The following is a 13337-nucleotide window of genomic DNA, read 5'->3' as shown; positions in this document are numbered from 1 at the left end:
AAGTAACGGAATAGGCTTACAGATATTCCAATAGATGGAGTTCTTCTTAAATCTCATTAAACACCCTAATCAGCAGCTATTGACGCATGATGATTTCTTTATTAGTCCAAAATTTTATTTTCGGAAAATCTTGGTTTTAAATAAAATCATACAATACCAAACCTCAGCTTCATTTGGCTAAGGCTTGGTAATGATATTCTTAATTGGATCTTCCTTTTTTAGTCAAGACTGTAAAAGGATTGAAAGAAATACCTACATTAAAGAAAAAGGTAGGATCGGGGCTGATTTCCAGCACTGGCGATGCAAAAGATTCTTCCTTTTTGAAAAGTCTGCCTGATGGGCTATACTTCATGCCCGTTTTGGCTGAAAGTACAAAGTACTTTCCTATTGCATGCTCATAGGTAAGTCCCGAGTTGATATCCAGTTGCCTATATTCATATCTCTGGGCTGTACCATCAATATCATATACGTAAAAAGAGGTTCTGTCCAGTTCTGTTCCGATAGAGGCCCTTCCGCTTCCAAACATATATTTGCGGAGATAAATGCTCCTTGGAAGAACGATGTCGGCAATAAGCCCGTTATTGAACTTATGTTCATAAGAAAATGTTGGAATTATAGGGCTCTGGGCACTTTGATCTATGTTTACGAGTACACCAGCAGTCATTTTTGTACGCTGATTGGCCTTCAAAACCATTGTTCCTGTAAATATACCTTTTATGCGCTCAAAATGTTTCTCACTTCCATCAACCAAAAAACTTGATGAATAAATCATCCTTTTTTTGAACAGGCTCGAGAAGTATGTAAAATTCAGTGAGCTAAAAAGATAACTGAAATTCTCATCGGTTCTGAAGGTCAAGCCTCCTGAAGCGGGCATGTTATCTGCTTGCGCCTTGGTGTAACGATAGCCAGCTGTTACGCCCAGCATCCAGGTCTTTCTCTTTATAAAATTCACGTTAGCACCGATCCTGGCCTGCGTAAAAGTATTAATCCGTCCGTTTGGCAGTGGCGTACCTTCGAGCTTTGAACTGTAATTGTAAGGTGCAGCGTGTGTAAACTCTATGTTCAGGGGGCGTGCTACTGCAAACTTATCTGCTGCAAAGGCAACCGTACGTCGGGCTATGCTATCTCTTTTCATTCCCGGAATGCTATCGGTTTTCTGGGCGAAACATTTGCTTGCCCCGATAAAAAGGATAGAGGCAAATAGGGTACTCTTTATTGGATTCATGATATTTATTTTAGTGTTTTTATAATTGATTGTGAGAAGTTGAAATAAAATACCTTATCGTATAAGGAGGTGACGTTGTTCTCATCTATAAAATTCTTACTGTCGTAGAAATAGTCGATAGAAAAGCTTTCCTCTACCAGTACAAACCATAGCTCATCAATCTTGGCTTTGTTCCTGAACGCAGTTATATTGGCTGCACTAAAGAAATACGTGTCAAAGAAATATTTGGTGTTGTAAATAAGGTCGCAAAAATAGATGCCCTTTTTTGTTCCTGCATCGTCTATGGTCATAATCTCATGTTCTTGGCTATTAACCAGTTCAAGATGATGGTCGTAACATTTAATAAAATGGCATAGATCAAAAACCTGGGTTATCCGATCTTCCTGCTGTTTATCTGTAAGCATGGTATTTTCCATGATCTCAGTGGTATGTTTTCGAAGCATCTTCGCTAAATCCATCGTTTCTTAAATTATAGACATGGGCAAAGAAAGCCTTTAATTGAATGCACAATTTCGTTTTTATACCAAACCTGTTACATTTTAGACTAAATCCCCATAGAAAATATTTGGTAGTCAATCCAGCCCGTTTGGTATAAATTGTTTCGCGGAGAATATGTATCATCCTATCTTTGTAACGGAATGAATAACTGGGATAAAATTAAATATGACCATGGAGACTTATCAGACACCAGGATGATAAGCTTTATCGTGGACAAACGCTTTAGGATACTGCGGCATTCAGTACTTCTGCTGGGTATGCTTATCATGATCTACTTTTCTAACGAGATCAATGAATTTCCAGGTTACTACCGCTTTTACCGCCTTGTTTGTGTTTTCGGTGCAATTGTAATCATGTGTTATCTGAACATGAATATTTTAGTTCCCCTGTTTTTCTTTAGGGGGAAGTACCTGATTTATATCCTTCTGCTGATTATTCTGGTTATTTCCTGCCTTTCCCTGGTCTCCCATATTTTTGACATACTTGCCCAAACAAAGGATTGGAAGGGGAACTGGAGGGAAGCGAACGAGGAGCGGAAATTCTATGAGGGAACCATAGTGGTAATTCCCATCATACTCGTCACCACCATGATCAAACTTTTTCAGCGATGGGTAAGGGATAGAAATAGTATAGCCGAACTGAAGAACATCACCCTCAAGATGGAGCTCAATGAGTTAAAAAACCAGATCAATCCCCATTTTCTCTTCAATATGCTTAATGGGATCAAATCACTTATCCGTACCGATCCGGAAAAGGCCGGGGTGGTAATATTGAAACTGTCAGAATTTCTTCGCTATCAGCTTTATGAGAATAACGAAGCACATACCATTCTCGGTGCTGAAATTCATTTCCTGACCAATTTTTTGGAACTGGAAAAGCTTAGAAGAGATAACTTTTCAGTCGAAATACAGAGTAAGACCGACCCTTCGGTCCTCAATAGTGTCTTTCTTCCCCCAAATCTGTTCACCACCTTTGTAGAGAATGCAGTAAAACACAGTGTTGATGTTTCAGGTGGTAAATCTCAGGTAAGGGTTGGGATTGAGGTTGTAGGGAAAAACCTCACTTTTACCTGTTCAAACTCCCGGGATCCGAACTATAGGCCACAGGATGAGAAAAACAGTGGTTTAGGACTTGCAAACGTTAAACGCCGCCTTGAACTACTTTATGCGGATCATTATACGCTTGATCTGCAATCGGGCAACCTTGAATATGTTGTAATTCTTAAAATTGAAGTATGAACTGCATTATAATTGATGATGAACCATTGGCAAGGGCAGAAATGCAAGCCATGGTGGAAGAGTATTCGAACGTTGAAATACTTGGGGTTTTCTCGAATGTTGCCACAGCACTATTCTTTCTGAAAGAGCATGCCGTTGATCTGGTATTTCTGGATATCCAGATGCCTATGATATCAGGCCTTGAGCTTGCAGCTATGCTCCCTGCAGAGACCCTTACTATATTTACAACAGCCTATCCGCAGTATGCGCTTGATAGTTACACGCTGGACGCAATCGATTATTTGCTTAAGCCCATAGATAAGGAAAGGTTGATAAAAGCGATAAAAAAGGCAGAACTTTACCGAACTCTACTCTCAGAAGCTACAACTAAAACTGTTGTTGAGGGAAATACCTCTGAATTCCTGCTCATAAAATCTGACCGGAAGTTTCATAAAGTCAATTTTTCAGATATCCGGTACATAGAGGGATTAAAGGATTATGTGGTTATCCATACCGTTTCAGGCAAGCTCATTACCGCGATGAACCTCAAGACCATCCATAGCAGAATCCCTGGGCATATCTTTTTACGAACGAGCAAGTCTTACGTGGTCAACCTAAATTTCATCAATGCTTTCGACCATAGAACAGTCTATATTGAGGATTCCGAAATTCCTTTGGGCGATGTCTATAAAAAAGATTTTTTTAATACCTATTCCGGGGGATCGCTAAACCTGGATGAATAGGGACTAGTACTCCCTTTCAAGGATACTTTTTTACCTCGAAGCGTTACACAGATATTAAGCAAGATCCCTCGGTATTTTTTTCTCTCATTATTCATATTCCTATCTATTTCAGCTACCCCAGGCATTTTTTCGTCCTGCCCCCTGTAATGAAAATTCTCAGTTATCAGTATTGTAGTAGGGCTGCAGCCTTGGTACGGCCGTATTTTCTGTCGATAATAAAACAATCGGTAACTCTCCAGCAATCAAACGGATAAAAAAGAGATAGCAGCTAATTGCCTACCTTTTGTATAAAAACTGGTCCATTTGGTATAATAAGCCAAATACGGATAGCTATGCCCAGTACTTTCGCCCATATAAAACATGGCTCCAAGTGGGGCCAGCAGTAAAATGATATGAGCAAAAAGAATATTGTATTAATACTATTAAGCCTTTGGTTAAGTGCCAGTGCCCAGGAAAAATGGACATTGAAGCGTTGTATCGAATTCGGATTAATCAACAATAAGAGCAATACGGTTTATGCCAATGAAAAGCTTGCCGCTGACGCAAGGGCAAGGGAGGCGTTATCGGATTACCTGCCCAAGGTTAGTGTAACTTCTACGATTGATAATAACCTAAAATTGCAGCAGAGTGTTATTCCAGCAGGGGTTTTTGGACCTAATGAACTGAAAGTGTCCCTTAGCCAAAAGTACAGTTCCAACGCAAGTGCACAGCTCGATCAGGTAATCTACGATCAGTCTATGTTAACAGGCCTTAAAGCCGAAAAGTACAACAAGCGGCAGGCAGCGCTGAATGTTGATCAAAACCAGGAAGCAATCATCTACAACATCAGCGGTGCTTACTTTCAGATCCTGGTGTATCAGCAGCAACTTGAACTCCTGAAGCATAATATCCAGACTTATCAAAAACAGATTGAAATATACCGCTTGCAGGTTGTGAAAGGTATTGCACTGCAAAAGGATCTTGATAAGGTAAGTGTTGATTATAATAATACCAATTCGCAGATACGTGTTGCCCAGAGCAATATTCTCCTTGCTGAAAATGAGCTGAAGTTTGAAATGGGATACCCCATTGGCGATCTGCTTGCAATTGATGATTCTACAAAAATGCAAATCCCGTTCGATCTTGAAGGTAGGCCCAATACATTTAGCCCATCATTAAGGGTAGATTATAAGTTATCTGAACTTAATATAAAAGTATTAGAAATCGAACAGGCTAAAATCAAAGCGGGTGGACTTCCTAAATTAACCGGCTATTTCCGTTATGGTGCTGTGGGTTTTGGGAACGATCTTAAAGGAGCTTATGATCAACTGCTCCCTTTTTCTGCAGTGGGCTTAAAATTAAGCTTTCCCATATTCGATTTTTTTAAGAGAAGTGCACAATATAAACAGGCAAAGATCAATAGGATCAACGCTATGGAAAACCTTAAGCTATCTGAAGGAAGATATAGGGTAGAATATGAAAACGCCCGCTCAAAACTCTTGCAGGCACAGGTCAATGTAGAAAATGATCAGCGAAATGTAGGTCTTGCCGAATCCGTACTAAAGGTAACCGATCTTCAGTTTCAAAAAGGTACGACCAACCTCACCGACTGGCTCAATACACAGAATGCGCTTAAGGATGCCCAAAATAGCTACCTAAAGTCATTATTCGACTATTATCAGACCCGTGTAGATATTGAAAAGGCAACGGGTACATTAAAAACTTTTTATAACTCACTTTAGCGCACGATGAAAAAAAAACTAACAATAACCCTGATCTGTATTGCCCTCATCTTCTTTTTTATGTTTAAGCTGGCCTCCAACAAGAAGAAAATTGAGGAGAAAAATACTCCTGTGAAAATCAAAAATGTAAGTATCCCGGTAACCATATCCCCAGTTATAGCAAAGGTGGAGGCGAATGGCCTGGTGAAAACTGGTGTGCTGGCCCCAATATCACAGGCGAAGGTACTTTCAGGAGCTAGTGGAAACATAAAAAGACTCCTGTTTAAAATTGGCGATCAGGTAACCACAGGCCAGTCCTTCGCCGTTATTGATACCAGGCTGCTTGAAATTGATCTTCAAAAATCATTATCCAATGTTTCAAAACTCAAGCGCGATCTGGAGATCTACACCGAGCTTCTTGAAGGAAATGCAGCCACGTTAGAAAAAGTTAATGAGATCCGACTGAACTATAATGATGCCTTGAGCCAGGCTGGACAGCTTCGTCGACAGATTTCAGATGCCACTATAAAGGCACCAACGAGTGGCGTTGTAGCTTCAAAAATAATGGAAGAAGGTATGTTTGTTACTGCTGGAAACGAGATTGCTTCGCTTGTTAACCTTGAAAAATTGAAAGTAGAAGTATTTCTAACCGAATCGGAAGTCTACCAGATTTCTCTCGGACAGGAAATTAAACTGAAAACAGACGTTTACCCCGAAAAACCTTTTCTGGGTATGGTTACCTTCATCGCTCCACAGGCCAACCAGTCTTACAACTATCAGGTGGAAATCACTACCGGCAATGATAAAAAATCACCCCTCCGTTCGGGAACTTTTGTATCGGCTGATTTTTCGAGTAAAATAGCAAAGCAAATCCTGCTTATTCCAAGAGAAGCACTTATTGAGAGTACACAAGATGCTTCAGTTTATGTAACGCAGAACGGTAGGGCAGTTCTTCGCAAAATCGATGTCGGCCAGGAGTATGGAAACCTTATTGAGGTAATCAAAGGACTTGGCTTAGGTGAACAGGTTGTTACCTCCGGACAGATCAACTTAAAAGATGGAACACTAATCAATATTACCAAATAAAGCACAGCAGAATGTCAATTACCGAAATAGCCATCAAAAGGCCATTGTTACTTATAGTTGTTTTTACTGTACTTGTTCTTTTTGGACTCCAGTGTTATCTTGGCCTGAACTACAATCTTCTGCCGAAAATCGAGGTGCCTACTGTTACGGTAAGTACCATCTATCCTGGCGCCTCTGCTGCGGAAGTACAAACAACAGTAACCAAAAAACTCGAAGATGCCTTTTCATCTGTGGAAGGGCTCGATCAGATCAATTCTACCTCGCAGGAAAGTGTTTCTGTAATCACTATTGCCTTCAAGAGTGGTACAGATATAGATAAAGCAGAGCGAAACGTTCAGCGTAAAGCAGATCAGGCACAGAATAATCTGCCTGGCGATGCTCAAAAACCCCAGGTTAATAAGGTTAACCTGGAAGAAACACCTGTAATCAAATCTGGCGTAACGGCCAGTATGGCCCCAAGGAAATTATATGATTTTGTTGATATCCAGCTTAGGCCAATCCTGCAGAATGTAACCGGTGTTGGCCAGGTAAATATTATTGGAGGGGATAAACGCGAAATTCAGATCAATATAAAGCAGGATAGGTTGTTACATTATGGCATTGCTATAGCGCAGCTTACCCAGGCGGTAAAAAATTCTAATCTTTCTTTTCTCGCAGGAAGCATCGAAACAAAGAACCAGCAGCTGTCCATCCGTTACGATGCCAATATCAGCTCGCTCGAGCAGCTGCGCGATATTATTGTGCTGCAGCGGGCCAATGAAGGAACTGTTTATTTAAAGGACCTTGCTGAGGTAGTAGATGCGACTGCAAAGACCACCGCCATTAACCATATCAATGGTATACCATCAATAGGTATACAGATTATTAAGCAGAGCGATGCCAATGCTGTTGATGTGAGCAAGCAGGTGAAAAAAACATTTGCCGAAATAGCGCGCCAATACAAAGCGCAGGACCTGAAGTTTAACATATCTACCGATCAGAGTGTATATACATTAAATTCGGCCGATGCGGTAATGTTCGATCTTATGCTTGCTGTAATTATAGTTGGGATTGTGATGCTCGCCTTTTTGCATAGTTTCAGGAGCGCTATGTTTGTATTGATTGCCTTGCCCTCATCTATAATCCCAACTTTTATTGCCATGTACCTCCTTGGTTTTTCACTCAACCTGATGACCTTGATGGCCCTCTCTTTAGTGGTTGGCATCCTGGTAGATGATTCTATTGTGGTACTGGAAAATATTTACCGCCACATGGAAATGGGGGCAGATAAGCGTAAGGCAGCACTTGAAGGCCGTAATGAAATTGGTTTTACAGCGCTGTCTATTACCCTGGTTGATGTTGTGGTATTCTTACCACTTGCCCTTGCCGGAGGAATGATCGGCTCGATCCTGAGAGAGTTCTCCCTCGTGGTGGTTATTTCTACGCTAATGAGCCTTTTTGTTTCATTTACCATCACCCCATTGTTGGCCAGCCGTTTTGGTAAACTGGAGCACTTGCAGGGTAATACGCTTTGGGGTAGGATCAATATTGGCTTTGAACGCTTTATCGATAGTCTAAAAGAGGATTACGCAAAGTTATTGGAAAAGGTATTGCGTAAAAAAAGATGGCTTTTGTCTGCAACGATACTTTTGATTATCGGTTCGATAGCGCTGGTTCCAACTGGTTTTATAGGTGCTGCATTCATTCCAAAAACCGATCAGAGCGATATTATACTCAATATGGAACTGGAGCCTACAGCAACAGTTTATAAAACCAATATGCTGGTGCAACAGGCTGAAAAAGTGCTTATGGCCCAGCCAGAAGTAGAAAAAGTATTTTCAAGTATCGGCTTTGTAAGTGGCAGCGTATCGGGGACTAGCAGTAGTGCGAATCTTGCAGAGCTGACCGTTTCTCTGGTGGATAAAAAAAGACGGAGCATGAGCGCTGAGGAGTTTGGTATCCTGGTGCAGGAAAAACTTAGCCGTGCCATTACCGGCGCTAAATTTTCTGCCTCATCAACATCTATAACAGGAAATGTGAGTAGTGCCCCGATACAGATTGCCGTTAAGGGAGTCGACTTGAAACAAGTTAGGGCGGTAGCTGAGGAATATAAAAGAATAGTGCTCGCGGTGGCCGGTACGCAATTCGTAAAACTTTCGGTTAAGGATAGAAAGCCAGAAGTAGATATCAGGCTCAACCGGGAAAAAATGAGTTTATTGGGGCTCAATGCAAGTCTTGTAGGCTCTACCCTGCAGAATGCCTTTAGCGGAAACGACGATAGCCAGTTTAAACAGGATGGAAATGAATACAACATCCTGGTAAGCTATGATAGTTTCAACCGTTCAAATATCAAAAATGTACGGAATCTACCCTTCGTCAATTCGCAGGGACAAACCATCTTGCTGAACCAGTTTGCAGAAGTAAAGGAAGCACTGGGGGAGACCACTTTGCAGCGTATTGACCGCCTGGGGTCAATAACTGTTCAGGCCAATGTGTCGGGCAGGCCAACCGGAACGGTTAGTAATGAGATCAAGAAAAAAGCCCAGGTAATTAAAATCCCAGATGGCATCAGCATCGAATTCCTTGGAGATGCTAAAAATCAGGGTGAGGCATTTGGGAGTCTGGGACTTGCCCTCCTTACCGCAATAATATTGGTTTATCTGATCATGGTTGCCTTGTATGAAAATGCAGTATATCCATTTGTTGTGCTTTTTTCTATACCGGTTGCATTGGTAGGCGCTTTTCTTGCACTTGCCCTTACCATGGAGACACTGAATATTTTTACCATTATAGGGATGATCATGCTTCTGGGCCTTGTTTCAAAAAATGCGATTCTTATTGTTGACTTCACTAACAAACTTAAAGAAGATGGATACGCTGTCAAAGATGCGCTTTTGGAGGCAGGAAAGGAAAGGCTCAGGCCAATATTGATGACTACCCTCGCGATGGTATTTGGGATGCTTCCCATCGCAATTGCTACTGGTGCTGCATCCGAAATCAAAAACGGAATGGCCTGGGTGATTATCGGAGGACTAACCAGTTCAATGATCCTGACATTGTTTGTAGTTCCAAGTATGTACCTCATCATAGACAGGCTGATTGTGGGGCTCTCTAGAAAAGTTAAACATTAAAATTCTATGAACCTTGAATCAAAAGAGGCCAATAATAAGCGTTTGAATTTTCGCTTGGCCAATGTCGAATTAAATAGAGGAGAGCAACTTCAGTTAAAAGCAGAGGATAACCTTCAGGCAAAGGAAGCTGATAATACATGTGTTTTGATCGTAAAATGCGGCTGTATTTTGATCGGTAGAGGCTCTGACCGCCAAGAGGTTTCCGAAGGACACACATTTATCACCAACGGAAGTGTCCAGCTGTTAAAGGTTGTAGCAGAGTGCCACTCTACATGCATCAAATTAATTTGTTTTGATACCGAAGTACTATTTTCGCTTAACCTATCAGAATCATTACTCTTAAACCTTCACTCCTGGTTTTTAGACAATAGCAATAAGTATTTTATCTCTTACAACGAAAATATACTTAAGGTAGCAGATTTATTGGAAACGGTGCTCGAAAACAATTTTGGCAATCCTATGAATGAAGAAGCACTTCTCTGTGCTTTTAAGGTGATGATCTATGAAACGATCGGACTTTTGCGAACAGATTATATAAACGTAAATTCCAGCCGCCAGTTACGTCTTTATTCTGACTTTTATTACATGCTCAGGAGAAATTACAGAAAAGAACATATGGTAAGTTTTTATGCAGACAAGCTCTTTGTTACATCAAGGCATCTCTCCATGGTGATTAAAAACCAAAGCGGTAAAACCGCAAGCGCATTGATAGAATCTTTTATAGTACAGGATGCAAGGAGACTGTTAGAGCGAAATAAACTTTCGATAGCACAGATTGCAGATAAACTTAATTTCAGCGATCAGGTACATTTTGGTAAATATTTTAAGCGCATAACAGGGCTTTCTCCAAAGAATTTTAGGAACCGTCTGCTATTGCCACAAGTCTGCTGACCCTGGCAGGTCAAAAGTTCAAACTTTTAAAATGAAATTAGGCTAGATAGGAGGGGATCCGCTGGTTCCTGGCCAATTTTAAGATTGTATAATTTTCCATTCCCGGAAATTAATCCGGGAATGAAAAAAATAGATTTTAGTCAAATAGCTCCGCGAGCTTTTTCTGTAGTTCATCCCCATGAAGGTTTTTGGCAACGATTATACCATTTGGATCAACCAGGAAATTGGCTGGGATTGCACGGATACCATAAGTTTTCATCGCCCCACCATCTATATTGGCAGGTGAGAGGAGTTGCGTCCAGGGCATTCCATCCTCTTTTATAGCCTTTATCCATTTGGCACGATCCTTTTCAAAATCGATGGATACTCTAATAATTGCAAAATTTCTATTCTTTTAGGCGTTATAAGCCTTTAATACATTGGGATTTTCGGCCCGGCAGGGATGGTACCATGATGCCCAGAAGTCGACAAATATGTACTTTCCTTTGATGTCTGTGAGCTTAACAATCTTGCCGGCGGTATCTGGCTGAGCGAATGCAGGCGCTTTTGATCCTACATCTGTAACTTTAGCACCCATAATCACTGCTTCAATGATCTTTCCATTGTAACTTTTTTTGAGTTCAGGATCTATTCCCGCCCATAGTGACTCTGCCTTTTCAACAAATACGTATGGCCCCATCAGTTCTGTTATCGCATCGATACTGAAATAAGACTTTGGATGCGTTTTTACATAGGTTCTTAACAGATCCTCCCTCTGCTGGGTAGTTCGATCAATTTCTGCCTTGAGCATTGCAGCCCTCGGCAGGATTTTTCTATCGGCGGCCTTTATTTGGACATATTCATCCCATAACGGTTTGCGCACCTTGGCAACTTTGTAATGGAGCCATGTAATTATCACACTAATTACAAAACCTGTCTCTTAGCTTTTGAAGTTGTGATTTCAACATGTTGAGGCCGATATTATTGAGAGAATGTTTAACTTCCGTTAGGTAATAAAGTCGACTTTTCCTAGTAGGATCGTTTGTCGCCGCTTGAGAGTCGACTTTTATACGCTATGTCGACAAATAATTGTATTTGGACATAGCGATAACTTATATGTTTTGTTAATGTTTTGATTTATAATATTTTGTGTTTTTGGATTGATGTTTGGCATTACATGTTGATACTAGAAATCAAGAGGTTATTATTATCATGCCTTTTGAATAATCCAGATACCTTCTAGCAGAGGGTATTTGACCTATATGGTATTTTGCCCGAAAGCTAAAATTGTAAATGTGTTTATATGTGTGGCGGGGCATTATAAACATTTAATAAGCACTTTTTTATGAATATTAGTATAACCCATATCAATACTGCATGTGTGTTACTGGAGATCAATGGATACCGGATATTGACCGATCCAACCCTGGATGAGGCTGGTGGTCTGTACTATCATGGCTTTGGTGCATTTTCAAGAAAAACTGAAGGTCTGGAGATAATGCCGGATCTGCTTGAAGATATCGACCTGGTCTTATTAAGCCATCATCAGCATAAGGATAATCTGGATGTAAAAGGTCGTGCATTTTTAGAACGGGCTAAGACAGTTATTTCTACCGTGCCGGCAAGTAAAGCAATTAAAGGTGTAACCGGCTTAAGAGAGTGGGAGAGTATTCTCTTAGAAACACCAAAGATTAAAGGGCTTAAGATTACTGCTACCCCTGCCCAGCACCGGCCTTCATGGATACCTGAATTTGTTTCCGGGAAAGTGATCGGTTTTATCATTGAAGCAGATGATCAGGAAAACGGGGTGATATATCTATCCGGTGATACGGTTTTTTTTAAAGGCATTGAAGAAATTGGTAAAAGAAATGTGATCGATATTGCCATTCTCAATGTGGGCGGAGTACAGTTCCGTTATTTGACAGGGTTGGGTAAATATACCATGGATGGACAGGGACTGATAAAGGCTTCAAGGGTTTTAAACCCCAATCGAATATTTCCGGTACATACCCGTGGATGGACTCATTTTAAGCAGGATGAGGCGGAGCTTAAGGAACTTTTATATGCTGATCCTGTGACAGCTTTCCGGACAACCTTTCTGAAAGCAGGAGAAAAATATAAGTTAGCCGATCATTGAAGACTATTAACCATTAAAACCATATCAAAAATGAAATTAACCTATTATGGACACTCTTGCTTTGCGGTGCAGGCAGGAAGTAAACACATTCTTTTTGACCCTTACATCAGTCCAAACGAACTGGCATCAGAAATTGATATTAGGCAGATCAAAGCTGATTATATTTTTATATCCCACGGTCATTTTGACCATATCACCGATGCAAAAGAAATTGCTTTGAACACAGGGGCCACGGTGGTTGCAACCTGGGAGGTTAAAGATTGGATGAATGCCAACGGCGTAGAAAATACGCATCCGATGAATCCTGGGGGGCAATGGGCTTTTAATTTTGGTAAAGCGAAATGTGTAATTGCCCAGCATTCCAGCAGTATGCCAGATGGCAGTTATGGTGGAGTGCCATGCGGTTTTGTTTTAGATACCGCTGAAGGTAAGTTTTACTATAGTGGCGATACCGCTTTAACAATGGACATGCAGCTGATACCCAAATGGACAAAACCGGATTTTGCAGTTTTACCCATCGGTGATGATCTGACGATGGGAGTAGAGGATGCTATTTTGGCCGCTGAGATGGTCGGGGTAAAGCATGTTCTAGGCGTTCACTACGACACTTTTGGCTATATTAAACTAGATCATGAGTGGGCATTTCAAAAATTCAGTGCAGCCGGTATTACTTTACACTTGCCTGTTATAGGTGAAACCATTGATATTTAATACCTCCAGATATTAGGTTTGCTGACCAAATTTTTGATAA

Annotated in this window: 10 protein-coding genes and 1 pseudogene; 8 read left to right on the top strand and 3 right to left on the bottom strand. The window is 40.9% G+C overall.

Annotated elements, in window-relative coordinates; translation table 11 throughout:
- Nucleotides 1-199: 199 nt before the first annotated feature.
- Together EZ456_RS13100 and EZ456_RS13095 are read right to left on the bottom strand one after the other, a co-directional pair.
- On the bottom strand, nucleotides 200-1225 hold the full coding sequence (locus EZ456_RS13100; protein WP_131530823.1) for a hypothetical protein: 1026 nt from the start codon (nucleotides 1223-1225) through the stop codon (nucleotides 200-202).
- A 5-nt stretch (nucleotides 1226-1230) separates the two neighbouring features.
- The gene (locus EZ456_RS13095; protein WP_131530821.1) at nucleotides 1231-1683 is read right to left on the bottom strand and encodes a hypothetical protein; all 453 of its coding nucleotides are present in this window, start codon (nucleotides 1681-1683) and stop codon (nucleotides 1231-1233) included.
- Nucleotides 1684-1863: 180 nt separating this feature from the next.
- On the opposite strand from EZ456_RS13095, the gene EZ456_RS13090 reads away from it, so the two are divergent.
- The 6 genes from EZ456_RS13090 to EZ456_RS13065 all read left to right on the top strand — a co-directional run bounded on the left by EZ456_RS13090 (nucleotide 1864) and on the right by EZ456_RS13065 (nucleotide 10470).
- Nucleotides 1864-2961: a sensor histidine kinase gene (locus tag EZ456_RS13090; protein ID WP_131530819.1), complete on the top strand. Its 1098-nt coding sequence runs from the start codon at nucleotides 1864-1866 to the stop codon at nucleotides 2959-2961.
- Nucleotides 2958-3683, top strand: a complete 726-nt coding sequence (locus tag EZ456_RS13085; protein WP_131530817.1) for a LytR/AlgR family response regulator transcription factor — start codon at nucleotides 2958-2960, stop codon at nucleotides 3681-3683. The genes EZ456_RS13090 and EZ456_RS13085 overlap by 4 nt, the downstream gene beginning before the upstream one ends.
- A 392-nt stretch (nucleotides 3684-4075) precedes the next feature.
- The gene (locus tag EZ456_RS13080) at nucleotides 4076-5404 is read left to right on the top strand and encodes a TolC family protein (RefSeq protein ID WP_131530815.1); all 1329 of its coding nucleotides are present in this window, start codon (nucleotides 4076-4078) and stop codon (nucleotides 5402-5404) included.
- A 6-nt stretch (nucleotides 5405-5410) separates the two neighbouring features.
- Complete coding sequence (locus EZ456_RS13075) at nucleotides 5411-6469, top strand: efflux RND transporter periplasmic adaptor subunit (RefSeq protein ID WP_131530813.1); 1059 nt, start codon at nucleotides 5411-5413, stop codon at nucleotides 6467-6469.
- A gap of 11 nt (nucleotides 6470-6480) precedes the next feature.
- The gene (locus EZ456_RS13070; protein ID WP_131530811.1) at nucleotides 6481-9579 is read left to right on the top strand and encodes an efflux RND transporter permease subunit; all 3099 of its coding nucleotides are present in this window, start codon (nucleotides 6481-6483) and stop codon (nucleotides 9577-9579) included.
- Nucleotides 9580-9585: 6 nt separating this feature from the next.
- Nucleotides 9586-10470: a helix-turn-helix domain-containing protein gene (locus tag EZ456_RS13065; RefSeq protein ID WP_131530809.1), complete on the top strand. Its 885-nt coding sequence runs from the start codon at nucleotides 9586-9588 to the stop codon at nucleotides 10468-10470.
- A 136-nt stretch (nucleotides 10471-10606) separates the two neighbouring features.
- On the opposite strand, the pseudogene EZ456_RS25820 reads toward EZ456_RS13065, so the two are convergent.
- Nucleotides 10607-11149, bottom strand: a pseudogene (locus tag EZ456_RS25820) (TlpA family protein disulfide reductase).
- A 645-nt stretch (nucleotides 11150-11794) separates the two neighbouring features.
- Here EZ456_RS25820 and EZ456_RS13050 point away from each other — a divergent pair.
- The gene (locus EZ456_RS13050; RefSeq protein ID WP_131530803.1) at nucleotides 11795-12586 is read left to right on the top strand and encodes an MBL fold metallo-hydrolase; all 792 of its coding nucleotides are present in this window, start codon (nucleotides 11795-11797) and stop codon (nucleotides 12584-12586) included.
- Between the two features lie 30 nt (nucleotides 12587-12616).
- Nucleotides 12617-13297, top strand: a complete 681-nt coding sequence (locus EZ456_RS13045) for a metal-dependent hydrolase (protein ID WP_131530801.1) — start codon at nucleotides 12617-12619, stop codon at nucleotides 13295-13297.
- Nucleotides 13298-13337 lie beyond the last annotated feature (40 nt).

This window comes from Pedobacter psychrodurus (genome assembly GCF_004331735.1).
In the GTDB taxonomy this organism is placed as follows: Bacteria; Bacteroidota; Bacteroidia; order Sphingobacteriales; family Sphingobacteriaceae; genus Pedobacter; species Pedobacter psychrodurus.
The sequence above is the reverse complement of the archived record's forward strand: the minus strand, read 5'-3'. Positions and strand labels throughout refer to the sequence as shown.